Annotated in this window: 25 protein-coding genes; 13 read left to right on the top strand and 12 right to left on the bottom strand. The window is 56.7% G+C overall.

The features are described 5' to 3' along the window. Positions 1–17: 17 nt before the first annotated feature. The 7 genes from N1030_RS07155 to N1030_RS07185 all read right to left on the bottom strand — a co-directional run bounded on the left by N1030_RS07155 (position 18) and on the right by N1030_RS07185 (position 5,906). Positions 18–1,094: a hypothetical protein gene (locus tag N1030_RS07155; protein ID WP_265828560.1), complete on the bottom strand. Its 1,077-nt coding sequence runs from the start codon at positions 1,092–1,094 to the stop codon at positions 18–20. Positions 1,095–1,225: 131 nt separating this feature from the next. Next, entirely contained in the window at positions 1,226–1,669 is a 444-nt protein-coding gene (locus N1030_RS07160) for a hypothetical protein (RefSeq protein ID WP_265828561.1), read from the bottom strand. Positions 1,670–2,053: 384 nt separating this feature from the next. Then, positions 2,054–2,695, bottom strand: a complete 642-nt coding sequence (locus N1030_RS07165; RefSeq protein ID WP_265829128.1) for a hypothetical protein — start codon at positions 2,693–2,695, stop codon at positions 2,054–2,056. Then, on the bottom strand, positions 2,593–4,746 hold the full coding sequence (locus N1030_RS07170) for a toprim domain-containing protein (RefSeq protein WP_265828562.1): 2,154 nt from the start codon (positions 4,744–4,746) through the stop codon (positions 2,593–2,595). The genes N1030_RS07165 and N1030_RS07170 overlap by 103 nt, the downstream gene beginning before the upstream one ends. Beyond that, positions 4,746–5,021: a hypothetical protein gene (locus tag N1030_RS07175; RefSeq protein WP_265828563.1), complete on the bottom strand. Its 276-nt coding sequence runs from the start codon at positions 5,019–5,021 to the stop codon at positions 4,746–4,748. The genes N1030_RS07170 and N1030_RS07175 overlap by 1 nt, the downstream gene beginning before the upstream one ends. Next, a complete protein-coding gene (locus N1030_RS07180; RefSeq protein WP_265828564.1) occupies positions 5,014–5,526 on the bottom strand; it encodes a phage regulatory CII family protein in 513 nt (170 codons plus the stop codon). Before N1030_RS07180 ends, N1030_RS07175 begins: the two co-directional genes overlap by 8 nt. A gap of 74 nt (positions 5,527–5,600) precedes the next feature. After that, the gene (locus N1030_RS07185) at positions 5,601–5,906 is read right to left on the bottom strand and encodes a hypothetical protein (protein ID WP_265828565.1); all 306 of its coding nucleotides are present in this window, start codon (positions 5,904–5,906) and stop codon (positions 5,601–5,603) included. A gap of 596 nt (positions 5,907–6,502) precedes the next feature. On the opposite strand from N1030_RS07185, the gene N1030_RS07190 reads away from it, so the two are divergent. Then, positions 6,503–6,724, top strand: coding sequence for a helix-turn-helix domain-containing protein (locus N1030_RS07190; RefSeq protein ID WP_265828566.1), 222 nt, complete (start codon positions 6,503–6,505; stop codon positions 6,722–6,724). 9 nt (positions 6,725–6,733) lie between these two features. After that, positions 6,734–7,603: a tyrosine-type recombinase/integrase gene (locus tag N1030_RS07195; RefSeq protein ID WP_265828567.1), complete on the top strand. Its 870-nt coding sequence runs from the start codon at positions 6,734–6,736 to the stop codon at positions 7,601–7,603. A gap of 346 nt (positions 7,604–7,949) precedes the next feature. On the opposite strand, the gene N1030_RS07200 is transcribed toward N1030_RS07195, so the two are convergent. Genes N1030_RS07200 through N1030_RS07215 form a run of 4 tightly spaced genes read right to left on the bottom strand, consistent with a single transcriptional unit; the run spans position 7,950 to position 11,410 of the window. Continuing rightward, entirely contained in the window at positions 7,950–8,804 is an 855-nt protein-coding gene (locus N1030_RS07200; RefSeq protein ID WP_265828568.1) for a hypothetical protein, read from the bottom strand. Beyond that, a complete protein-coding gene (gene modB / locus N1030_RS07205) occupies positions 8,749–9,561 on the bottom strand; it encodes a molybdate ABC transporter permease subunit (RefSeq protein WP_265828569.1) in 813 nt (270 codons plus the stop codon). The genes N1030_RS07200 and modB overlap by 56 nt, the downstream gene beginning before the upstream one ends. Further along, positions 9,554–10,294 carry a molybdate ABC transporter substrate-binding protein gene (gene modA, locus N1030_RS07210; RefSeq protein ID WP_265828570.1) on the bottom strand — a complete coding sequence of 247 codons (741 nt, stop codon included), beginning with the start codon at positions 10,292–10,294 and terminating at the stop codon, positions 9,554–9,556. The genes modB and modA overlap by 8 nt, the downstream gene beginning before the upstream one ends. A 9-nt stretch (positions 10,295–10,303) precedes the next feature. Then, positions 10,304–11,410 (bottom strand): LeuA family protein, encoded by a 1,107-nt coding sequence (locus tag N1030_RS07215; protein ID WP_265828571.1) that lies wholly within the window; start codon positions 11,408–11,410, stop codon positions 10,304–10,306. Positions 11,411–11,739: 329 nt separating this feature from the next. On the opposite strand from N1030_RS07215, the gene nifH reads away from it, so the two are divergent. The 11 genes from nifH to N1030_RS07270 all read left to right on the top strand — a co-directional run bounded on the left by nifH (position 11,740) and on the right by N1030_RS07270 (position 22,927). Further along, positions 11,740–12,570 carry a nitrogenase iron protein gene (gene nifH, locus N1030_RS07220; protein WP_265828572.1) on the top strand — a complete coding sequence of 277 codons (831 nt, stop codon included), beginning with the start codon at positions 11,740–11,742 and terminating at the stop codon, positions 12,568–12,570. A 41-nt stretch (positions 12,571–12,611) separates the two neighbouring features. Then, the gene (locus N1030_RS07225; protein ID WP_265828573.1) at positions 12,612–12,959 is read left to right on the top strand and encodes a P-II family nitrogen regulator; all 348 of its coding nucleotides are present in this window, start codon (positions 12,612–12,614) and stop codon (positions 12,957–12,959) included. Beyond that, positions 12,959–13,333 (top strand): P-II family nitrogen regulator, encoded by a 375-nt coding sequence (locus tag N1030_RS07230; protein WP_265828574.1) that lies wholly within the window; start codon positions 12,959–12,961, stop codon positions 13,331–13,333. The genes N1030_RS07225 and N1030_RS07230 overlap by 1 nt, the downstream gene beginning before the upstream one ends. 154 nt (positions 13,334–13,487) lie before the next feature. Next, the gene (nifD, locus tag N1030_RS07235) at positions 13,488–15,125 is read left to right on the top strand and encodes a nitrogenase molybdenum-iron protein alpha chain (RefSeq protein WP_265828575.1); all 1,638 of its coding nucleotides are present in this window, start codon (positions 13,488–13,490) and stop codon (positions 15,123–15,125) included. 78 nt (positions 15,126–15,203) lie between these two features. Continuing rightward, on the top strand, positions 15,204–16,577 hold the full coding sequence (gene nifK / locus N1030_RS07240; protein WP_265828577.1) for a nitrogenase molybdenum-iron protein subunit beta: 1,374 nt from the start codon (positions 15,204–15,206) through the stop codon (positions 16,575–16,577). 215 nt (positions 16,578–16,792) lie between these two features. Then, positions 16,793–17,950, top strand: a complete 1,158-nt coding sequence (locus tag N1030_RS07245) for a NifB/NifX family molybdenum-iron cluster-binding protein (protein WP_265828578.1) — start codon at positions 16,793–16,795, stop codon at positions 17,948–17,950. A 37-nt stretch (positions 17,951–17,987) separates the two neighbouring features. Then, positions 17,988–18,290, top strand: coding sequence for a (2Fe-2S) ferredoxin domain-containing protein (locus N1030_RS07250; protein WP_265828579.1), 303 nt, complete (start codon positions 17,988–17,990; stop codon positions 18,288–18,290). Between the two features lie 129 nt (positions 18,291–18,419). Beyond that, complete coding sequence (locus tag N1030_RS07255) at positions 18,420–18,878, top strand: GNAT family N-acetyltransferase (RefSeq protein ID WP_265828580.1); 459 nt, start codon at positions 18,420–18,422, stop codon at positions 18,876–18,878. A 19-nt stretch (positions 18,879–18,897) separates the two neighbouring features. Further along, positions 18,898–20,292 (top strand): nitrogenase iron-molybdenum cofactor biosynthesis protein NifE, encoded by a 1,395-nt coding sequence (gene nifE, locus N1030_RS07260; protein WP_265828581.1) that lies wholly within the window; start codon positions 18,898–18,900, stop codon positions 20,290–20,292. Next, entirely contained in the window at positions 20,285–21,637 is a 1,353-nt protein-coding gene (locus tag N1030_RS07265; protein WP_265828582.1) for a nitrogenase component 1, read from the top strand. Before nifE ends, N1030_RS07265 begins: the two co-directional genes overlap by 8 nt. 15 nt (positions 21,638–21,652) lie before the next feature. After that, entirely contained in the window at positions 21,653–22,927 is a 1,275-nt protein-coding gene (locus N1030_RS07270; protein ID WP_265828583.1) for a radical SAM protein, read from the top strand. Between the two features lie 304 nt (positions 22,928–23,231). On the opposite strand, the gene N1030_RS07275 is transcribed toward N1030_RS07270, so the two are convergent. After that, positions 23,232–24,809, bottom strand: a complete 1,578-nt coding sequence (locus N1030_RS07275) for a sigma 54-interacting transcriptional regulator (RefSeq protein WP_265828584.1) — start codon at positions 24,807–24,809, stop codon at positions 23,232–23,234. Positions 24,810–25,085 lie beyond the last annotated feature (276 nt).

The following is a 25,085-nucleotide window of genomic DNA, read 5'->3' on the forward strand; positions in this document are numbered from 1 at the left end:
GGCTTTTTATGCATCATCTACTGCTGCTCATAGCGAATCTTAAATGCTCCCAAAGAGAACACCTTTTCAACACTCGCAGCAGCCAACGATCCAGCACACTTCACTTCCCCTAAGCAGCGCCTGGAGGCATCGGCTACCAGCTTTAAACGAGCAACTCTATGTTCATCAAACAGAGAGCTGTCACTGCGATATAAGTCTCGCAGCAATCGCAGCATGGACTCAAGGCGGTTCCTCTTCTTGCGCGCATCCAGCTTGTCAGATGCCATTATCCCCTCAAGACGCACAATGGACATATCCAGAACCTGCTGCTTTTCTAACGCCCCCATCACGGCAGAGGAAGCCGCAACACCTTCACCTATTGCATTTACCAGCATTATGGACTGATGAATCTCAAGCGGAAGCGAAATGGGCAAGTCGGTGTAGGCCTTACCACTATCCAGGGCAGAATCGATGAGAAAATGAAATGCCAGACCGGCAGAAATGGAAACCGAGGCCAATGACAAGGCCGCATCAGCCTTAATGACAGACTTATCCCAGAAGGAATGATGATCTTCAGGAAGATAAAAATATACAATATCAATCAAATCCAAAAAGGAAAGCGTTGCGCATTCTACCAACACTCCGGCGAACATAGAATGGGTCAGAATTGAACGATGCGCTCCCAATCCGGCTAAAGCCAAATCAAGGTCGGGAATCCCCCCATCTCCATCAAGCCCACCTGAACCAGCATAAAAACCAAGCACCGCAACAGCAACGTGAACAGCCCCTTGCTTAGGATCGCTCGCCACAATCTGGCGCAGGGCATTCGCCCCCTTTGCAACCTCGCCAGCTTTATCCCCCACTGTCAGTGCAGACTGCTTCACATATCTCAAAAACTCTTTGTTGTATGCGCTTTGAGCCGCCTCCAAGGCCACTCCGTATACCCCAGAAACAATCTTGGCCGGCAATACAGCCAAGCCAAACAACCGCCGCGTTGCAGCAAGCCGTAAAGCCTCAGCGGTACGCACCGCCCAGGGGCCCAGTTCTTTTGCAGGAAGGCTCCCCAAGCCAACACGCAACTCTTCAATAATCTGCTTTCTGTCATCAGGTGTCATCAAACATACTCCCTGCAAAAACGGCATCAATGAATAGCTATCTACCCATATCCCATTGCGAAATATGGGGCAATTAGAAGCCCCCGAAACCGTTATGGTCTCGGGGGCTTCTAATTTTGTTACTCCAAAACTTACCGAGTCAACTTCTCAACCCTTTCCAAATACTCTTCCAGCGCGTCCAAACGGCTTGTCATGCCACTCACATTCCGCTTCACACACAAAGAAAGCGCTTTGTCATACAACTCCTCAAAGGCTCGCGCCTTCTTGGCCATAGCACGCACCTTTGCCCCGGCAATGAGCCAGTCTTCTCTCAATTCTTCATCCGAAAAATGAATTGCCGGATGCTGCGCATTCACATCCCTTGCCACCTCAGACACCTTGCCTACGGATACAGCAGGCACTTTTTTGCTCGCCTCGCGCACCTGCACACCATCCACAAACACCAGCATGGCAAGCATAGGCCGCACATGCTCCGGCAGAACGGGGTGATCCAGATACCCCGTCCACATATCGGCTAGCTCCTTAATCGTCTTGTCCGTCGCCCCGACACTAACAGCTACATCCAACCGGCTCATACAGTCTCCTTCTTCACTCAGGGGGTACCCCCCCCTTGCATATATGGTTACATTTCAATTTTTAGCCATTTTTTGCGCAATAACACGCTATAATAAATAACTATTTTATGTGGCAGAAAAAAGGTCACATTTTGGGCACAAAAAGTTACACATCTATAATTTCAGCAGGTTACAAAACCACATTTTTGCCACAAATTTTTGCCACATGTGACCTTTTGTACCCCAAAAAAGGTCACACTTTTTATCGATAAATTTCAAGTGATTAAGTATCATTTTTAGGGTGTGTAACTTTTGTAACCATGTATGCAAGGGGGGTCTCTTAGAGAATCGGCCATTTTTTTACGCGCGCACATACACACGCGTATAGCGTGTTAAATCAATACATTAAACCTCAAACCACCAATATTTGGCACTTTCCCCTGTCCAACGGCTTCTATAGCTCTTGTTCTTATCCACAAAAGCATGCCTGCGGGATGTGACCAGATGCCGTTTCAGGAGAGGGATGTCAGGAACAGACAGACCGCCATCCTTGCATGCGGCTGCGAATTCCTTGAGGTGAAGGATGATCTTGGTTTCATCCTTGGAGTGGTTCAGCCAGCCATGCTTGCGGGTACGGCTGTCGCTGTTCAGGTAATGGAAGCTTTCCCAGAAATCCTCCACAAGGGGATGATCTCCGGCAAGCAGGGCCTCGCGCTGGCTTGCCCGTTCCAGCAGGTAATCCCCCAGCCTGTCTATCCGCTCCCTGGTCATTTGCGGAAACAGAATGTAAAGAGCTTCTCCGGCTGCAGCAACCTGCGCGTGGTTCTTGATGACGCGCTCACTTTTCAAATGCGGGGTGAACCGCGCCTCAAACTTGTCAAACGCAGCAAAATACGTCTCAAGTATCTGCCTCTCTGCCTTCAGGGCCTTTCGCAGCATCCCGCCTACCTCTTCTGCGGTCTGCCGCTCAAACCAGCGCGCCAGCTCTCTTGTTCCGGCTCCGTGATGCTGCTTGTCGGCATGGCAATGCACAATGCGCTCAAGCAAGGCATCGGACGCCTCAACTCCGCGTTCTGCGCAATAACCACAGAGCCCTGAAACAGGCTTTCCTCAATCTCGTTACCGCGGGTAGGCACCCCCACCGTGCCTGTGGCGCGTCCATTGTAATAAGGCTTGAACTCATCAAAGTTGAACTGGCGCACCCGCCCGTCCCTGCTGCCGGAATCGCGGTCAGACTCAATGATGACAAGGGGAAGATTGGAGAGCTGGCTCAGCGCACGGCGGCGGCCTGCAGGACTGGATTTGAGCAGGTCAAAGCCCTCATACCCGTCACGGCCAAAGCACTTCCAGAGGAATTCAAGCACAGTGGACTTGCCCGCCCCGGGCTCGCCGGTCAGTTCAAAGAACGGATATGACTTCTGGGCTTCGCGTATCTGCTGCGCAAACAGCGACCCAAGCCAGAAGCTCAGCAGGGCAAGCCCCTGCCAGTGGAACACGCGCACATAGTTATCCAGCCAGTCCGGAGAGAACCTGCCGTCTGTCTGAATATGCATGCTTTGCAAATGCGGCCGCACCCCGTGCTTGCCGATACGAAAAAAGCCTTCGTCGTTCAGCGGAATCTCTTTGCCCTTGTAGTATGCAGACTTGTCGAACACATACGCATCCAGCGACTTCACATAGCCCAGATACTGCGTGCGCCGTATGCTCTTCTGCTGGGCGATATCCAGCCAGCGCTTGCGCAGGTACAGAAAATCGCCGTTCGTGCCGGAAAAGTCTGAGCCTGCCGTCTTGTTGATGAGAGCGGATGAGAACGTAAGCCCCGAGAGCAGGCAGGAACCTTCCATCGGCACAATCTGCGATGCACCGCTTGGAAAGGTAATACGGAACACATAAAACTGGCTGGTTTCAACAAGGTCATCCGCCTCATGGTAGAGGCATTCGGGATAGACGTTGGCAATCTGGTCCAGATCCGCATGCTGCAGGAACATATCCCAGCCGCGCGGTGATTCCAGAATGGCGCGGCGCAGGGCTGCTATGCTTTCCTTTTCCGCGCCGTCCGCATCGCCGCCCTCTTCTTCCGCCTTGTTCCGGCGGGTAATGGCGGCCGTTTCCAAGGCTTCGGAAAGCTTCTGGCCAGCCTCCACGCGGTAGAGGTGGTTCTCAAAGTCTATGATGAAATACTTGGATTCGTGCCGCACGTAATAGTGATAGGCCTTTTCGTTGGCAGACTCCGCCATGAACAGGCGGCCGTAGTACATGCAGTCGCTGATGAACTTGTCCGTTATCCTGCCGGCGCGGTACAGGTCGTCCCAGTCCTGCTTCCCGGGCAGGCGGCAGACCTCGCAGCGCTCTTGCAGCACCTGCAGCTTTGCGGCGTGGCGTTTGGTGTAATCGGCTCCGGCCTTGTCACCGTCCAGCGCCAGCACCCAGCGCACCTTCTTGTCCTTGTGCGCCTCTATGAACGCATCGGGAAAGTTCGAGCTGGAAAGCGCGGCCACGGCCTTGATGCCAGCGTGATACAGCGCAATGGCGTGAAAGATGCCTTCCACAATGAACACGCGGTCGCCCTTTTCTATGGTCAGCGTGGGCGGGGCCCAGACCATGCCCTTGTAGTCGCCGTTAAAACGCGCCTTGCCTTTGTTCTGGGCATCGGCAAGGGGCTTGATAAGCCGCTGCCAGTAGACATTCTTCTCCTTGTCCAGAAAGAAGCGCACCGTGGGCGTGAAGTAGCTGGAATGCGGGTACTGATACGTGCCCTGGTCATACCATCCGCGGATCCTGGAAAGGTCGAAGCCGCGGTTCATGCCCAGATACACGTTGGCCGTGCGGTCCGGCTCCTCGTCGGTGGGCGGATAGCGGTCTACGAAATTCTCGAAAAGCTCCGGCAGCAGATCGCGCACCGGCTCTTCCCACGCGCACTTGTTCAGCCGGCTGCACTTGAGCACCCACGGCTTTTCCACACTGACAAACAGCTCCCTGCTTCCGCACCCGGGGCAGGGGCCACCGCGAAGGTAAGCCCCTTTCTCCTGCAACTGAAAACGCGCGTCTGCCTTAAGCGCCTGCACAATGTCGCGTGCGGGAATTTCGTATCCGCTCATTACTGCACCGTCCCCATATTGTCGCCGCAGTTGTCGCCGCTGACGATTATCTCTGCTGCAAAGCGCACCGTGGCCTGCTCATCACGTGTTGGCGCGCCGCCCGATTCCAGTATTGAATGCAGGTAGCCTATGGCCCTATCCTGCCTGCCGGAATGCTCTTCCAGCGCGCGGATGTATTCCACTATCTGCTGCATATAGGGCGTGGCCGCATCAATCTTGGCCACAACCGCCATCTCCAGAAGCTGCACTGCCTGCGGTCGTTCCGGCTTAGCCATGACTGCCTCCCTGTTCTTTCATGGATCGCTCCAGCACGCGCAGGTCGCCGATAAGGGCCACGCTGCGGTCCACCACGTCGTTCAGCTCGCGGATGATGCGGCGCAGCTCCTTGGGTTCCAGCTTGCCGTCCTGAATGGCGGCAGAAGCCTCCTGCCCCACGTCGCTCATCTCGCCGAAGAGTTCGCCCATGCGCTTCACCAGCTCGGCGCAGTCCACGTCCACATGCTTGGGCGCAATGCCGTAGTACATGGCCTGCACCTGCAGCCATTGGATGATGATGGTGTTGCCCACCACGCTGCAAAAGCGCGGCAGGTCTTCAAAGGTGGGAAAGTAGCGTTCCGGACTGAACACGCGGCGGGCGTGCGATTCCGTCCAGCCCATCTCGCTCATCACGGTCGGCATGGGCTTGTTGCCTATCTCCCATGCGAGCTTGAAGGCATCCACGGCATCAAGGCCCACAAGGGACTGCCGCACGTTTTCCTGATTCGAACAAGGGGTTGCCATTGTGATTATCCTCCTGAAAAAACATGGTTATTGAACGCAGAACACCCGCAGGACATGAGAAGGGTCTGCCCCTCCTAGTCCCTGCGGGTGTCTGTTCCGATTGCCGGATGCTCCAAAGCGCTGTTCACCTGCCGCATCAGCATTCGGGCATCCTGATCGGATACGTTGCAGTGCGTGCGCAGCAGGCGGATGAATGCACGGAGGCGTATAAGGTTTGCTTCACACGCTATGCGGGCGCGCAACTTGCCGCTGGGTGAAGTCTTTGCCCGCCGTATATGGCGGGGAGCCATGTCTACTGCGCGAGCCACACCGGAAAAGCTGCCGTGTGCGGCAAGCAGAATCCGAAGATTCACTTGAAAAGCGGTATTGGTTGTTTTCATGCGTCCAAAGTTAGGACATTTTAACACCTAGTGTCAAAGGTAATTTTAGCACTATTAAGAACGACATTACGTCCCTATTATTGATACATGAAAAAACACCTCGACATACAAACTCTCAACGAAGGATTCGAGATCGCTTTTATTGAAGCGATCTGCGACCGACTTGAGAAACTCAAGATCTCAAACCGCCAGTTTGGCATTGCAATCTTTGGAGAGGACTCCGGCCCCCGCATATGGCTAAGAACCAGAGCGCCAAACCCAGGAGAAAAGCGACGAAACCTGACACTTGAAGAGGCCGGACGAATAGCAACCTACTTTGAAACCGAACTGCCAGACCTAATCCTCCGAATATACAAAGAAAGACAGCTCACACTAGAAGACAAAATTTAAAAAAGGCTCAGATCACAAGATCTGAGCCTTTTTATTACATCCTGCCACCAAATTATCTGTCAAAAAATCCTCACCAAGATATTGATTATCGAGTTAAAATGTCCTATCAAGGATTCACTTGGTTGAAACATTTTATCACCCCCATCCCTTGGCCCGTGGCGGCCCGCCCCAATCGCCACGGGCCTCTTCTTTTTCGAGGTGAGCACATGTCATATTCGCGCCAACTCAAAATGAAGCAGGCAATGGAACTGCTGAACGTATCCCGCAACACCATGCGCAAGTACTGCGAAGAAGGCATTGTAGATGCCACGCAGATTCCTGCCGGAAAGCGGATGGACTGGCGCATAAGCGAAGACAGCTGCCTCGCCCTGCTTAGCGGAAGCATGCAAAAAATCACATTGCTTGAGCAGCTCAAATCCCTGCGCTAACCATGCGCCATGAGCCTACGACCACCGTTCCAGATTCCCGGTTCACCCAACTGGTACTACGAGATCAACCGTAAGCGACGCTCGCTGAAAACCGCCCACAAGGCGGCAGCGCTGCGCCTTTTCAACGAGATCAAGCGTCAGTACCTTGCGGGCAAACTGCTTGTGCTCTCCGGAGAGTGCCCTGTCACGCTGGGCGATTTCTGGGATGAATACGAGGAATGGGCGTCTGTAAACCGCCCGCGGCATACCTACAACGCAGACATGCTTGCCCTGAAGCAGCTGTTAGACATCTGCGGCAAGACAATCCGGCTGGACCGGCTGGGAAAGAAGGATGCCGACAAGATCATTACGGCCTGCCGCAAGCGCGGACTCAAGCCGAACTCCATCAACAACTACATCCGGCACCTGCGCAGCGTGTTCAACAAAAGCGTGGAGTGGAACTACCTGAAGGAGAATCCCTTCCAGGGCGTGAAGGAATTGCGCACAGAGAAGAAGCCCCCGTCATTTCTGAGCAGAGCCGACATCTCACGCGTGTTTCTGGCAGTGAAGGATGAAGACCTGCGCCGCCTCATCATGGCCTACCTTGCAACCGGCCGGCGGCGGGTTGAACTGCTGAGCCTGATCTGGGAAGACATAGACTGGCAGGGCAACCGGTACTTCATCCGCAAAAGCAAATCACATCTCTGCAAGTGGTATCCCATGGCGCCCGCATTCAAGACCATTCTGCAAAGCATGCCACGCGGCAATGGCAAGATCTTCTCACGCTGGCAGCATCCGGACACCATCACCCACAACGTGAAAAAGGCACTGGTGCAGGCAGGCTTTTCTTCCATGCGCCTGCATGACCTGCGGCACTCCTTCGCCTGCCTGTTCATCTAGGGCGGCGGAGAGCTGCGCACCCTGCAGGAACTGCTTGGCCACTCCCGCTACCAGACCACAGAAATCTACGCCCACGTCTCCGACAACCACCTGCAGGAAGAGATCCGGCGAGTGAACCTGCCCCCCGTTCAACTCAAGTGATGCGTAAAGTTTGCGTAAAGTGAGCCCACGAACCAAGCAATACCGCCACTTCCCAACTGATTCGTAATCAGCAGGTCGTCAGTTCGATTCTGACTACTGGCTCCAGAGAAAAGAAAAGCGCTCAGGACATTGTCCTGAGCGCTTTTTCGTGGTCTGAAGTACGGATTGGTCTACAGGGATGCTTCCCGGTGCAAAGCCCTTTCCCCTACCCTGCACAGGCCATGCGCCCCAAACCACAGGGCAGGGAGGGCATGAACTTGGTGGTGAAAAACACATAACGATCCCTGTCCAGCTGCAGAGGGTCTTCCTTGGGGGTAAAGTGGATATCAAGGGTATGGTCACTGAAGGTCAACTGCATGGGCACCACTTCACGTTCAGAATCGCCGCACAGGCTTTCGCGGTAGCTGGGAACATGGCTGGCACGGGAACCGTCCGGACATACGACCGTGATACGCGACGAGACCGTGGTCGCAGCGACAACGCTGCCATCCCGCGAGAAGGTCAGAGAATTGGTATCGCCATTTATGCCCACGGCATCGGAATCATAGGCAATCACCTCACCAATATCCGTCATGACAGCTGTTGGTTGTGCCGGTTCCAGCGAACGAATTGAACCATCCGGATAAAAACTCACACCGATACGGGCACGAATCACACCCACGGGAGTCTGTACGGATACAACCTCGTCAGGCCACAGGGTGATGCTGCGTAGAGCCTGCGACTCATAAAAACAAATGCTGATGACACGTGCCGTCATGGTACCCGCAGGCGTCCGAAGCGCGACAGGCTTTGCCAGCCCCGCTTCATCGGCTTCCGTCCAGTAGCCGGACAGCTTCCCGTTAAGCGGAAAAACACGCTTGATCGTACCGTTAGGATGAAAGGACACGCATTCCGCCGGAACAGGGCCTGCCGGAGTTTTTATGACGGTTTGGCTCTCCAGAGGCAGCAAGCGCGGGTTACCGTCTGCGTAAAGCTGCACCGGCTGCAGTTCCTTTCTGCGAAGATCATCCGTGCTGTACTGAGGAACCAGCTCGCCGTAAGGGGTGGTGAAGACCTGCATGGGGAACCTCCTTTGTACAAGAATGATTCTGAATCGCGCCCTCATGAGCGGTTACTGCCGTGCAAACAGGAACATGGCGGCGGCGGGAAACAACCGGTCCCGATAATCCCTGCCTGCCGATGATGAGCAACGCAACGTAGCTGACAAGCATGAGCACCAGCGACAGCAGGGCCGCTGCGCCGTAATCCAGTGTCTCCGTATGTTCAAAGATGGCAATGGACGCCACGCGGGTTTCGCCCGGAATGGAACCGCCGATCATGAGCGCCACGCCAAACTCACCCACGGTGTGCGCAAAGATGAGCGCTGCCGAAGCAGTGATGCCACCGATGGAATTGGGCAGAATGACATGAAAAAACGTCTGAGCCTGCGTCATGCCAAGGCTTCTGGACGCTTCGATTATTCCGTGGTCCACTTTCTCAAAGGCCGCCCGCATGGGCAGAACGCCGAATGGCAGGCTGTAAACCAGGGAACCGAGAACGAGACCGGAGAAGGAAAAGGTCAGGGCGGAACCGGTTATCTCCTCCCAAGCCCTGCCCAGAGGCGAAACCGGACTCATGATCATGAGCAACCCGAACCCGAGTACCGTAGGCGGCAGAACCATGGGCAGGTTGCAGGCGGCCTCGATAAAGACCTTGCCCCGCATCCGGCTGGAAGCCAGCCACCACGCAAGTGGCATGCACAGAACAAGCAGCACGGGAGTTACGGCCAAAGCCAGCTTGCCGGTAACCAGTAGCGCTGTGACATCAATACTATTCATAGCCGTACCTGCCGATTACAGCTCTTGCGGAAGGCGTTGCGAACCATGCAAGAAAAGACCTTGCCTCATCCGCATGACCGCTGCTCAGCACACAGGCTCCCTGTCGCACAGGTTCAGCCTCCGGCACGGGCCAGTACACGCCCTCCGCTCCGGAACCTGAAAGTGCCTGCGAGAGTGCCCCGAACGACACGTCCGTTCCCTGCGAATAGGCATACTGAAAGGCTGCACTCACGTTCTTGCCGAAGACCAGTTTCTCCGCCACCCGCTCAAGCAAACCCTGGCGACGCAACGCCTCTTCAGCCAGTCGCCCGTATGGAGCAGCCTTGGGGTTCGCCAAACCGATCTTGCGCACGTTTTCAGAGAGCACCACATCCCGCCAGTCGGAAAGCGAGGCCAGTTCGGCACGGGCCGACCAGAGAATCACCCTGCCCTTTGCGTAAAGCTCACAGGGCTGAGCAATGCCTGTTTCATGCAGCAACTCCGGGGTTGCCTCATCCGCTGCGAAGAAGAGGTCATATGGAGCTCCGTTGGTGATCTGACCATACAGCATGCTGGTGCTGCCGAACGTACACAGAACACGCGTACCCGTTTCCTTTTCGTACATGGCGGCAAGCTCTTTCATGGGAGCCGTGAAGTTGGCGGCGCAGGCCACGGATAACTCCGCCGCCGCGCTCGCGCTGCACAATACGAAACTCATCAGAATTGCAAGGAAACAACTTTTAGCAAAATACATGACGGCCTCCTAATGCTTGTGAATGGAGTCGGCCAGATCAGTAAACTCATTGGGAGTAAGCGGCCTGCCAAGCTCCCACGACATTCGTCGGACTGAAGCCACCAGATTGTCAAGCTGTTCTGCAGGATACGCGGTTTTCCCCTTGCCCAACGCCGAGGATACAGCCGCCCTGCCGCTCTTGCCGCCAACGGCCGTCTTGCGGTCCGCACCGATGAGCGCGGGGTCGTAGGGCTCGAAAAGCTCGGGAGACTTACTCAGAGCATGTGCATGCAGACCGGATTCGCAGGCGAAAATATCCGCTCCGGCCACAGCCTTGTTCCGCGGGATATCCACACCGGCCGCACCGGCCACCAGTGCGCAAAGATCACGCAGGTACTCAACACGGTATTTCACATCGCCGCCACGCACGGCCATGTAAGCGGCCAGCTCTTCCGTGGCAGCAATGCCGGAACGCTCTCCGATGCCGAGAACACTGACATCCGCAAAGGTCGCACCGCTCTGCAACGCGCTTACGGCGTTGGCCGTGGCCATACCAAAATCATTATGGCAATGCACGGCCACAGGAATATCCAGATGCATGCGAAAAGCCGCCACGAGCTCGCACATATCGCGGGGCGAGAGAACGCCGAGCGAATCCGCCAGCCGTATGCGGGAAGCTCCCATGGTCTGGGCAAGCAGGGCTGCATCCAGCGCAAAACTGCGATCAGCCCGCGAAACATCTTCAAGCCCTACTGAAACATAATTGATTCCCGCCAACCCGGCGGAAAGCACCATGCGCCCCAGCTTTTCCAGAAGTCCTTTGCGGTTCAGTCCCAACCGCTTGCCCATATGGGCGTCAGAGACAGGAATGCCGATGTTGACCCGGTCCACCCCAAGCGTTGCGGCTGTGCGAATATCCGCGGAACGGCAAGGACTCCACACGCTCAGTTTCGTCTCCCCGGCTCCATGGCGGATGCGTCGAACCAGCTCTTCCAATCCTTCCTGCCCGACCCAGCCGACTTCGACCTCATCCACGCCAAGACGCAGCAGTCCTGAAAGAATGTCTTCCCGTGTCTCCATTCTGAAATAGGCACCGAACAACTGTGCCCCTTCCCTGAGTGTCGTATCGATCAGCATGGTCATGCTCCTTGGTAGACGTCACATGAAAGTCCCTTGTGGACATTTTATAGAGAGCACGAACGATGCCAAGAACATCCCTGCCTGTATCCTCATGTAATGTAATGAGAATACACACAGGGCTCCCAAAAGGTAGAAAGCTGCACTTTTGTAGCTTCCTACAATTACGGTTGGTGGCTGTGTAGCTTCCTACACTGCCCTCCCACAGTTCACCCCACCCGCAAATGATAATTTATCATTACAAATCAGCCAACTACGCATTCGAATGATATTTGGCACGACGCTTGCCCTAGAGATGCCAGCAATACCAACACCTCCAGGAGGAAATCATGAGAAAGGTAGCCATTTACGGAAAAGGCGGCATCGGCAAGTCCACCACCACACAGAATACTGTAGCCGGTCTGGCCATGATGGGCCGCAAGGTCATGGTTGTAGGCTGTGACCCCAAGGCAGACTCCACCCGTCTGCTGCTCGGCGGCCTCGCCCAGAAGTCCGTGCTCGATACTCTGCGTGAAGAAGGGGAAGACGTGGAACTGGAAGATATCCGCAAGCCCGGTTTCGGCGACACGTGGTGCGTGGAATCCGGTGGCCCTGAGCCGGGCGTAGGCTGTGCAGGCCGCGGCATCATCACCTCCATCAACATGCTGGAAAACCTTGGCGCGTATGAAGAATCCGAAGGATTGGACTACGCCTTCTATGACGTTCTCGGCGACGTTGTGTGCGGTGGTTTCGCCATGCCCATCCGCGACGGCAAGGCAGAAGAAATCTACATCGTCTGCTCCGGCGAAATGATGGCCATGTATGCAGCCAACAACATCTGCAAGGGCATCATGAAGTATGCGCAGTCAGGCAACGTGCGCCTCGGCGGCCTGATCTGCAACTCCCGTAACGTGGATAACGAGAAGGAAATGATCGCAGAGCTGGCCCGCAGGCTCGGCACCCAGATGATCTACTTCGTCCCCCGCGACAACGATGTGCAGCGCGCGGAAATCAACCGCAAGACCGTCATCGAGTGGAACCCCGAAGCCCCTCAGGCCGACGTGTACCGCAACCTCGCCAAGGCCATTGACGAAAACGAGATGTTCGTCATCCCCACCCCGCTGGAAATCGACGAGCTTGAAGCGCTTCTGCTCGAATACGGCCTTCTGGAAGCCGCGTAACAGCCGGACAACAACTCAGCCACAGCACAGGAGAACAGACAATGATGATCATGGTGAGAGCAATCGTACGACCCGAAAAAGCTGATGATGTTCTGGCAGCCCTCATGGACAACGGCTTCCCCGCCGTCACCAAGTACTCCGTCGCAGGCCGCGGCAAGCAGCGCGGCATCAAGATCGGCGAAGTGACCTATGACGAGATTCCCAAGACCATGCTCATGTGCGTCATCAAGGCCGAAGACAAGGACTTTGTCATCAAGACCATTATGGAAGCCGCCCGATCCGGCTCCAAGGGTGCCTTCGGCGATGGCAAGATCTTCGTGAATGAGGTGAGCGATGTGTACACCATCAGCTCCGGCGTGTGCGACACGGCCAAGGAGGAGGCTGCATAATGAAGGAAGTTATCGCAGTCGTTCGCATGAACATGATGAACCGTACCAAGGCTGCCCTCAATGAAGCAGGCATAGATGCCTTCTTCGCTCACGAGGCACAGGGCCGCGGCAAGGGGTTTGTCAGCGCGAACGTTCTTGAAGGTGCGGAGAGCGGCTATGAGGAAGCCGCCGCCGTGCTCGGTGAAAAGGGCAAGCTTTATCCCAAGCGCATGCTGACCATCGTGGTTCCCGACGAACAGGTGGACGAAGTGGTGGAAGTGATCACCACGGCCAACAAGACCGGCAAGCCCGGCGACGGCAAGATCTTCGTTCTGCCCCTTGGCGATGCGGTTCGCGTCCGAACCGGGGAAAAGGGCAAGAAATCCATATCCTAACGACCGAGAAAGAGCACTGACGGCTGCATCGGACACACGGGCTCATGCGGATGCCTGATGACCGAGGGACTATGGGGCCTCTGAAGCCTCTGGGGCCTGTAGCTGCATGACGCCACACCGCACTGAGTGAGCGGTCTACGCAAGGAGAATAGAGATGGCAAAGACGAAGAAGCTGGTGCAGCTGGACCCCGCAGACATCAAGGAAGAGCTTCTGAAGAAGTATCCTCCCAAGGTGGCCCGCAAGCGCGCCAAGCAGATAATGATCAATGAAGCCCTTGGGAATGAAACGCCGCCGGAAATCGTGGCCAACGTACGCACCATACCCGGCATCATTACCATGCGCGGTTGTACCTACGCAGGCTGCAAAGGCGTTATTCTGGGCCCCACCCGTGACATCGTGAACATTACCCACGGCCCCATCGGCTGCGGCTTCTATTCCTGGCTTACCCGCCGCAACCAGACCGATGCCGGTTCTGACGGCGAAAACTACATGCCCTACTGCTTCTCCACCGACATGCAGGATCAGGACATCATCTTCGGTGGTGAAAAGAAGCTGGAAGCAGCCATTCAGGAGGCATACGACCTTTTTCATCCCAAGGGCATCGCGGTGTTCGCCACCTGTCCCGTGGGCCTCATCGGCGATGACATTCACGCCGTGGCCCGCAAGATGAAGGCCAAGTTCGGCGACTGCAACGTCTTCGCTTTCTCCTGTGAAGGCTACAAGGGCGTTTCCCAGTCCGCCGGTCACCACATCGCCAACAACCAGGTGTTCACCCACCTTGTGGGCGAGAATGAAACGCCCAAGGAAGGCAAGTACAAAATCAACCTGCTGGGTGAATACAACATCGGCGGCGACGGATTCGAAATCGACCGACTGCTGAACCTGTGCGGCATCACGAACATTGCCACCTTCTCCGGCAACTCCACCTACGACCAGTTCGCCTCGGCCCAGCATGCCGACCTGAACACGGTCATGTGTCACCGGTCCATCAACTACGTGGCAGACATGCTGGAGGCCAAGTACGGCATCCCGTGGATCAAGGTGAACTTCATCGGTACGGAAGCCACGGCAAAGTCCCTGCGCAAGATCGCCCAGTACTTCGGCGACAAGGCGCTTATTGACCGCGTGGAAGAAGTGATCGCTGAGGAAATGCCCAAGGTGAAAGCGGTTGCCGCAGATGTACGCACCCGTACCACAGGCAAAACGGCCATGCTCTTCGTGGGCGGCTCCCGTGCGCACCACTACAACGAGCTGTTCATGGAAATGGGCATGAAAACCATTTCCGCAGGCTACGAGTTCGGTCACCGCGACGACTACGAAGGCCGTCAGGTCATTCCGGACATCAAGGTGGATGCCGACTCCCGTAACATCGAGGAGCTGGAAGTAACGCCGGATGAACATCTCTACCGCCCGCGCAAGAGCTCCGATGAACTCGCCGCGCTGGAAGCGGCAGGATACAAATTCAAGCATTACGACGGCATGAATGCCGACATGGACAAGGGCACCATCGTCATCGACGACCTCAACCAGTACGAAGCCGAAAAGCTGGTGGAAATCATGAAGCCGGATCTCTTCTGCGCCGGCATCAAGGAGAAATTCTCCATCCAGAAACTCGGCATCCCCATGAAGCAGCTGCACAGCTACGATTCCGGCGGCCCCTATGCAGGGTTCAAGGGTGCGATCAACTTCTACAAGGAAATTGACCGCCTCGTGAACAGCAAGGTGTGGGGCTACATGAAGGCCCCGTGGCAGACGAATCCGGAACTCGCAGCGACCTTCGTCTGGGAATAAAGGAGCGCGGGAAAAGCCCGGCACCTGCCCCGCTCCCCCGACCGGCTTCAACTGATTGCAAGCGATAAGGAAGAGAACATGCTACTCAGACATACCCCCAAAGACGTCGTTAAACGCAGCGCCCTGACGATCAACCCGGCCAAGACCTGCCAGCCCATCGGCGCGATGTACGCCGCGCTCGGCGTACACGGATGCCTCCCGCACAGCCACGGCTCGCAGGGGTGCTGCTCATACCACCGTTCCACTCTGACCAGGCACTACAAGGAACCCGTTCCCGCCGCCACCAGCTCCTTTACCGAAGGTGCCTCCGTTTTCGGCGGGCAGGCCAACCTGCTGCAGGCCATAGACAACATCTTCACGGTGTATGAGCCGGACGTGATTGCCGTGCACACCACCTGCCTTTCCGAGACCATCGGCGACGACCTGAAGCAGATCGCCGACAAGGCCATGAAGGAAGGCAAGATCCCCGAAGGCAAGACCGTCATCGGGGCCCCCACGCCGAGCTACGTGGGCTCCCACGTCACCGGTTTCTCCAACATGGTCAAGGCCATGGCGGAGCTGGCAGTGCCCTCCGGCAAGAAGAACGGCAAGGTCAACATCATTCCCGGCTGGGTGGAACCCGCCGACATGGTGGAAATCAAGCGCCTCGCAGCCATGATCGGCGTGGACATCACCATGTTCCCCGACACTTCCGGCATTCTGGATGCGCCCCTCACCGGTGAATACACCATGTTCCCCGAAGGCGGCGTGACCATTCCCGAACTCAAGGCTGCAGGCGATGCCGCGGGCACCCTGGCTCTTGGTGAATGGTGTTCCGCAGATGCTGCCCGCTGGCTGGACGCTAAGTGCAAGGTACCCTGCACGGTGCTTGACATGCCCTTCGGCCTTGCCTCCACCGACCGCTTCATCAACGTGCTGCGCACGGTGGGTGGCACCACCGTACCGGAATCCATCATGCACGAACGCGGCCAGCTCGTGGACATGATTTCCGACATGCACCAGTACTTCTACGGCAAACGCGTAGCCATCTGGGGTGATCCGGACCAGCTCATTTCCATGTGCGAGTTCCTCGTCTCCCTCGACATGCAGCCCGCATACGTGGTGACCGGCACCCCCGGTTCCCGTTTCGAGACCCGCATCAAGGAAATCTGCGCCGGCCAGCCGTATGAAGTGAAAGTGAAGGCCCGCGGCGACATGTTCGAGATGCACCAGTGGATCAAGAACGAACCCGTGGATCTGCTCATCGGCAACACTTACGGCAAGTACATTGCCCGTGACGAAGACATTCCGTTCATGCGCTGGGGTTTCCCCATTCTTGACCGTCAGGGCCACCAGTACTTCCCGACAGTCGGTTACAAGGGCGGACTCAGGCTTCTGGAGAAGATGCTCAACCTCATTCTGGACCGCAAGGACCGCGATTCTCCCGAACAGAGCTTCGAGCTCGTCCTGTAGCACTCTATACCCTGCGGCGGAGGCTTCCCCCTCCGCCGCAGAATGAGTCACCAGGCGCGGAGGCTTCCCCCTCCGCCGCAGCAAGAATCACCGGATGCGGAGGCTTCTCCCTCCGCAGCAGCAATAATTACCGGACTCGGAGCTCCGCTCCGCCAGACCACATTCCCGGGCAAGGGCAGCCGCGCCACAGCATACCGGCTCAAGAGGATACAGACATGACCGCATGCGCCGACTCCGCAAATACCACATCTCGCATAGCCCTGCTGCCCGTCTCGCCACGCGCCAACACCTGCATCCGTTTCGCAGGCCCCACCCGCAAGGAAACGGCCATTGCCCCTGAACAGGCCGTAGAAGCCCTTGGCCGGATGCTCGCAGAAGGCGCACCGCTATCCGGCGTCGAAATCACCGGCCCCGGAGACCCGCTCGCCACTCCCGAGATCACCCTGCACGCACTGGGTCTGATCCGTAGCGCCTTCCCCGACACCCCTCTCTCACTGACGACCAACGGCATGGGCGCAGCCGCACTGGCAGGCCCCCTGTCCGAAGCCGGACTGAAGCAGGCCTGCCTGCTCGTGAACGCGGTTGATCCCGAAATCGCGGAGCACATCTACGCATGGATCCGCCCGGGAACCAGAACCCTGCCCCTGCCTGAAGCCGCACGCATGCTGGTGAAAGAACAGGCTGCCGCCGTTACCGCCCTCACCGCCGCAGGCATCAGGGTCAGCATCCGTACCACCATTTTTCCGGAAACCAACGACAGCCACGTGAACGGCATCGCCGCCACCATGGCAGCTCTTGGTGCCGAAGATATGCTGCTCATTCCCTACACTCACGACGAAACGGACAGTCCGGCCATGTCGTCACCCACAAATGAGCTCATGGATATCATCCGTTCGAACGCGTCGCGCCACCTCCCGGTTCTTCTCGGCACCGAGGATGGCACGAACAACGGCAGCGCCGTTTCCGCTCCGGCTGCAGGATTTGTTGCCCCGACCCTGCCGAAACCCGTTGCCGGAAAACCCAATGTGGCGTTGGTCAGCTCCAATGGCATGGACGTGGACATGCACCTCGGACAGGCAACAAACATCATGATCTATGGCCCGCGGGAAGACGGCCTGCCTTGCCTGCTCTGCGTCCGCAAAGCTCCTGCAACAGGAGGCGGCGATACCCGCTGGATACAGCTGGCGGAGCTGCTGGAAGACTGCTTTGTACTGCTCGCGGCAAGCGCAGGAGAGAAACCCAAGGATATTTTACGCCGCCACAATCTTCCCGTCCTGCTCACGGAAGGCGAGATCGGAGGAACCGTGAACGTGCTCTACGGCGGCGGCAAAAAGGGTAAGAAAGCGCAAGCAATGCCGGTAAGGCGGCCCTGAAACAACACAGAAAACAAGCAACACAAGGAGAGAGACAATGGCAACTCCCGAAAGAATGATCATCTGCTGTCAGAGTTTCCGTGCCGCCGGAGACCCCAAGGGCATCTGCCACAAGCAGACGGAAGGGTTCCTGCAATACATTGAGGAAGAGGTTCTGGATCGCGGGCTGGACGCACTCGTGGTGGCCACCACCTGCCTGAAGCAGTGTGAATCCGGCCCGATCATGGTGATTCAGCCCGACAACTGGTGGTTCAAAGGAGTGGATTCCGAGGCCGCCATCGATGCCATTCTGGATGCTTTGGAAGAGGGTGAACCCTGCGCTGAGTATCTGGCCGCCTGATACGCAGTTGCAGAAAAGGCAATGCGCAAAGCCGGAACAGGGGCGCGGGGGAAACGCACCCCATAAGTCACCTCATGCAATGATACGAACCTGCGCCCCGCTTCCGAACAAGGCTCACAGGAGACAACCATGGCAGACACCATAACCATCCGCACCGCATGCAGTGAAGATCTGCACGCCCTTGCATCCCTGCTGGAGGAGCTCTTCTACATCGAGGAAGACTTCAACATAGACAGGGAGAGACAGCTAACAGGGCTGAACCTGATGCTGCACAACACGCAAGGGCGCGTTCTGGTGGCCGTAGCCGACGGGACTGTCGTCGGCATGTGCACAGGCCAGTTGCTGATCTCCACGGCAGAAGGCGGACCTGCGGTGATGGTGGAAGATGTGGTTGTCCGGCGCGGTTGGCGCAACAAGGGGCTCGGTTCCCGGCTCATGGCGGCCATCGCCGCATGGGCACAGGAACACGGCGCAACACGCCTGCAGTTGCTCGCCGACCGCAACAACACTCCAGCCTTTGCATTCTACGCAAGGCTGGGCTGGAAGCAGACAAGACTCGTCTGCATGAGATCCATGCTGGAACAGTAACGATACCATGGGGGAAGACATGAGTACTGCCATTCTGGACGAAAGAAAAAGCCAGATACACAGAATCGGCGAAGGCGAAATAGACATCGCCTGCAACCGCGAATCACTTGCCGGCGCTGTCAGCCAGCGGGCCTGTGTATTCTGTGGCTCCCGCGTGGTGCTCTACCCCATAGCGGATGCACTGCACCTTGTGCACGGCCCGATCGGATGCGCCGTGTACACGTGGGATATCAGGGGCGCGCTGAGCAGCGGCCCCGAGTTGCACAGGCTGTCCTTCTCCACCGACCTGCAGGAGATGGACGTGATCTTCGGCGGCGAGCGCAAGCTCGAAGCCGCGCTGGATGAACTGATCGACCGCCACAAGCCCAAGGCCGCGTTTGTCTATTCGACCTGCATTGTAGGGCTCATCGGTGATGACATTGAAGCCGTGTGCCGCAAGATGACCGCATTCAAAGGCATCCCCGTACTACCGGTCATGTCCGAAGGCTTCAAGGGCAACAAGCGGGAAGGCTACCTTGCCGCCTGCAATGCCATGTTCAAGCTCATCGGCACGGGCGACACAAGCGACATCGGCCCTGTTTCGATCAACATTCTGGGCGACTTCAACCTCGCCGGGGAAATCTGGATCATCCGCGAATATTTTGAACGCATGGGCGTGGAAGTGGTGGCCAACATCACTGGGGACGGTCGGGTTGACGACATCCGCCGCTGCCATGGCGCCTCCCTCAACCTCGTGCAATGCTCCGGAGCGACTCTGGCGCTCGCCAAGATGATGCAGGAGAAATACGGCACTCCCTTCCTGCGGGTTTCCTACCTCGGCATCGAGGACATGGCGGACTCGCTGTATCAGGTGGCCGACTTCTTCCAGGACAAGTCTCCCGGCATCATGGAGCGCACACAGGACCTCGTGCGTAGCGAGCTGGAAAGCCTCATGCCCGAACTTGCCCGCTACCGCAAAGATCTGGAAGACAAGCGCGTCGCCATGTACGTGGGCGGCTCCTTCAAGGCATTTTCCCTGCTCAAGGCCTTCCGGCACCTCGGCATGAAGGTGGTGATGGTCGGTTCGCAAACCGGCACCAAGGAAGACTATGCGGAATTGGCCCAGATTGCCGACCCCGGAACCATCATCGTGGACGACGCAACCCCGCTGGAGCTTTCGCAGTTCATCAAGGAAAAGGACGTGGACCTGTTTGTGGGCGGTGTAAAGGAACGCCCCATTGCCTACAAGCTGGGAGTGGGATTCTGCGACCATAACCACGAACGCAAGGAGGCGCTTGAAGGCTTTGTGGGCATGCTCAACTTTGCCCGCGAGGTGCATTCCTCCGTCATGAGTCCCGTCTGGAAATTCGTTCCACGTCGTGCCCACCATGCATCCGCCGTAACGGACGCCCCCAAGGGAGACCACCATGACTAAGCCCAACTACATTTCCACCACCAATGCCTGCAAACTCTGCACACCGCTTGGAGCCGCCATGGCCTTTCGCGGAGTGGAAGGCGCAATCCCCTTCCTGCACGGTTCGCAGGGCTGCGCAACATACATGCGCCGCTATGTCATAAGCCACTTCCGAGAACCTGTGGATATCGCCTCATCCTCGCTTGGCGAGAAGCAGGCCGTCTACGGCGGCGGCCCCAACCTGAAGAAGGGCATGCTCAACGTCATGAAGAAGTATGAGCCAAAGCTCATAGGCGTGGCCACCACCTGCCTTACGGAAACCATAGGCGATGACGTACCCAGAATTATCAAGGAATTCCATGACGAGTTCGGCGATCTGCCGTTGCCGGAAATCGTGGAGGTTTCCACCCCCAGCTACAATGGAACCCATACAGACGGCTGGCACGGGGCCGTGCGCTCTCTGGTCGGGCAGCTCTGCACGCAGGAGAGGCCGAAAAATGACAGCATCAACATCCTGCCGAATATGGTCTCCTGCGAAGATATACGGCACCTGAAAGACATCTGCGAAGACTTCGGGGTGGCCGCCACCATCCTGCCGGACATCTCTGAAACGCTGGATGCGCCCACGCTTGAAGACTATGTGCGCATTCCTACCGGCGGCACCACCCTCTCGGCCATTCGCAGCATGTCCGGGGCCAGCGCGACCATCGAGTTCGGTCGCTGCCTGCCGCAGGAAACCGGAGCCACCGTGCTGGAAAAACAGTTCGGCGTACCTGCCAAACGCATAGGCCTGCCCATAGGACTGCGCGAATCCGACCGGTTCTTCGGCATGCTTGAAGAAATCTCAGGAAAGACCATGCCCCTGCGCTACGGGCTGGAACGCGGACGCCTTGTGGACGCCTATGTGGACGGCCACAAATACGTGTTCGGCAAACGGGCCATCGTCTATGGCGAAGAAGATCTGGTCGCGGGCATCTGCGCGTTTCTGGCTGAGATAGGCGTCAATGTCGTGCTGGCTGGCACCGGCTCCCGGAACAAGGGGCTGGCAAAGGCCATCAGCGAAGTATCGTCCGGACTGACCAAGGAAATGCCCATTGTCCGTGAAGCCGTGGACTTTCACGACATCGCGGAAGAAGGCGCCACCCTCAACCCCGACCTGCTCATCGGTCATTCCAAGGGCTACCAGTATGCCAACGCGTGGAAGATTCCGCTGATTCGCGTGGGCTTCCCCATCCATGACCGCTTCGGTGGCCAACGGATGCTGCATCTGGGTTACAAGGGCGCCCTGAATCTTTTTGATGGCATTGTTAACGCCATGATCGCGAAAAAACAGTCCGATAGCCAGATCGGTTACGGTTACCTGTAATACGGGAGCAACACCATGACTACCAAGGATACCAGCAAACACCCCTGCTTCAACAAGGAAACGGCCGGAAGCTGCGGCCGCGTGCATCTGCCCGTAGCTCCCAAGTGCAACATCCAGTGCAACTACTGCAACCGCAAGTACGACTGTGTGAACGAGTCCCGCCCCGGCGTGACCAGTGGCGTGCTGCAGCCGTATCAGGCTGCGGAATACATGGACAAGGTGCTGGAAAAGGAACCGCGCATCACTGTGGCAGGCATTGCCGGTCCCGGCGACCCCTTTGCCAATCCTGCCGAGGTGCTGGAGACCATGCGGCTCATCAACAAAAAGCACCCTCACCTGCTCTTCTGCCTTTCCAGCAACGGCATGGGAATCCTGCCGTATCTGGATGATATCGCCGAACTGGGCGTATCGCACGTGACCATCACCATGTCTGCGGTTGATCCGGCCATTGGCGCCAAGATCTACTCATGGGTCAAGGACGGCAATGTGGTCTATCGTGGCGAAAAGGGCGCAGCCATACTGCTCGACCGTCAGCTCGCCGCCATCAAGGGACTCAAGGACCGTGGCATCATCGTCAAGGTGAACTCCATTGTCATCCCCGGCGTCAATGATGACCACATCGTGGAAGTCGCCAAGGTTGCGGCTTCGTGGGGTGCGGACATACAGAACATCATTCCACTGAAACCCACTGCGGACACGCCCTTTGCGGAAATTGCAGAACCCACCGGCGAACTCATTGTTCCGCTACGCAAGGAAGCAAAGTGTTTCATAGACCAGATGACTCACTGCAAGCGTTGCCGAGCCGATGCTGTCGGCCTTCTGGGTGACGACCAGTCCATCGCCCTGTGCGGAACGCTGCAGGCATGCTCCAAGCTCAAGCCCCTTGAGGCTTTAAACGCCCGCCCGTACGTAGCCATCGCCACCCGTGAAGGGATGCTCATCAACCAGCACCTTGGAGAAGCCCGCAGCTTCCAGATATGGGGTCCGCGCGACAGCGGCGGCTATCGTCTTGTGGACACCCGCACCGCTCCGGCTGCAGGTTGCGGTCCCCAGCGCTGGACACAACTTGCCGCATTGTTCAAGGACTGCCGTGCGGTGCTGGCCGCCGCCATGGGCGAAACACCCCGTATGCTGCTGGAAGAACACGAGATCAAATGCCATGTGGTCAGCGGCTTCATTGAAGATGCCCTGAAGGCCGTGTACGAGTCCGGCGACATGCGCCAACTTGGCGGACGCCGCGGCGGCATTGCAGGAGCCTGCTGCACCGGCACGGGTTCCAAGTGCGGCTAGCCAGAGGTTTACTGCTGCGAATAGTAATAAAGGGGCAACGCAGTGCGTTGCCCCTTTATCGTTAAAGAAATTCTCATCATTTTGTTGCCCCCAACGGGCAGGGACTAAACGGTTGTTGCCGCTGCCCCCGCAACAGCGAGAGTTCTCTATTGTTTCTGGTTCGCGGCCTAGTGCGAGGGCTTAGCATCATAAAAATAAGGGCAACGCATTGCATTGCCCTTACATAGTATCAATACACACACCTAGCGGGCTTCCTCACCAAATGAAGTCCCCCTATTTCTCTCCCCGGTGCTCTGCGCTCACATCAAGACCGCTGTCTGCGCAGTTGTGCACGCCCTTCGGCGATCAGGCTTTCCAGACCATACTTACGCACACGATAGCCCATCTGCCTTTCAGACAAACCAAGGCTCTCCGCAGCACGATACTGCAGCCAATCGTTGCGTTCAAGCGCACCAATGAGTTCCTTGCGCTCCACATCCTTCAACGTGGCACACGGCTTCTGACTTTCTGCGAAAGAGACAACCGCTTCCGGCACCCTTTCCGTTTTCTGTAACGCCATATGCGACATGAGAAAGTCGAACCCGATGCGTTCCGAATCGGCCATGATCACCACGCGCTCAATAAGGTTCTGCATCTCCCGCACGTTTCCCGGCCAGTCGTACTGAATCAGAGCGTCCAGCGCAGTGGGGGTAAAGTGCATCTTGCGCCCGTAGTCCCGCTCCATCTTTTGCAGGAAATGATTCAGCAGACCGGGGATGTCTTCACGACGCTCCCGGAGTGCAGGCACACGAATGGGAAACACATTCAGCCTGTAGTAGAGGTCGAGCCTGAACTGCCCCAGCTCCACAAGGCTTGCCAGATTCCTGTTGGTGGCGGTCAGAACGCGCACGTTGATGGTACGGGTACGGTTGCTGCCGATGCGCTCCAGTTCCTTGTCCTGCAGCACCCTCAACAGCTTGGCCTGCAACCCTATCGGCAACTCACCAATCTCGTCCAGAAAGATGGTGCCGCTGTCCGCTTCTTCGAACCTCCCAAGGCGGGTATTGTTCGCCCCCGTAAAGGCTCCTTTTTCATGCCCGAACAATTCGGATTCCAGCAGATTTTCGGGAATCGACGCACAGTTGACCTTGATGAAAGGATGTCCCTTGCGCTCGGAAAGTTCATGGATAATCTGCGCAATGAGCGTTTTGCCCACACCGGATTCGCCAAGCAACAGCACCGTGGCGGGTGTGGGCGAAACCTTTTCCATCTGCCGCTGCACTTCCAGCATGGCAGAGCTTTGCCCGATGATGTATGGCCCCTTGTTCTTCTTGGCGATCTGATACTTAAGCGAAGTATTCTCCCGCTTAAGCACAGCCTCGCGCTCCATGACCTTCTTGTTCAGGCTGATAAACTGGCCGATAAGCGTGGCTACTACTTTGAGAAAATCAACATCTTCCTCAAAACCGATGTCGTCTTCAAAAAGCCTGTCCACGTTCAGCACGCCGATAGGCTCTCCGTGCAGAATGATGGGCACGCCGATGAAGGATATCATGCCGCGCTGAATGCTGCGTGAACCCGTCTTGTTCAGAAACAGGGGTTCCTTGTTGATATCCGGCACGTAATAGGCTTCACCGGTTCTGAAGATACGCCCGGTGACGCCCTCGTCCAGACGATAGACCCCCCGCTGCTTTTCTTCCGTAGTCAGGCCATAGGAGGCGTTGATAGACAACTGTCCGGTTCCGGGGTCGTAGAGGGTGACCGTCGCGCGCTGCATGCTCAGCTGGTCGGACATGATGCGTAGAACACCGTCCAACGCAGACTCAAGATCCAACGCGATATCGATGGTCTGACAGATGGCAAGTAATGCCGAGAGTTTGAGTCCGTGTACTGAGGTGTGCATAGGCACTTACTGCAAGGGAGGTGCCACAGCTCAGACACAAAATTATTCAATAATTTTAGCATGATAAAACATCAATAACAGTGCCAGTTTTTACAATTATGTCACTTAATAATGGCAAAGTATGTAATTTTAAGGAATTGCATGAGTTATGAGAAAATATAAATTTTACATATTTGTAAAGGACATCTCCAAGCCAGAACGATCAGGCCATGAGCTGTACTCCCCATCCCCTCTCGGTATGTCGTCTGTTCGACTCTGCCTACTGGGTCCAGAGAA

Origin of the sequence: Desulfovibrio mangrovi, assembly GCF_026230175.1 — a bacterium.
Lineage (GTDB): Bacteria > Desulfobacterota > Desulfovibrionia > Desulfovibrionales > Desulfovibrionaceae > Halodesulfovibrio > Halodesulfovibrio mangrovi.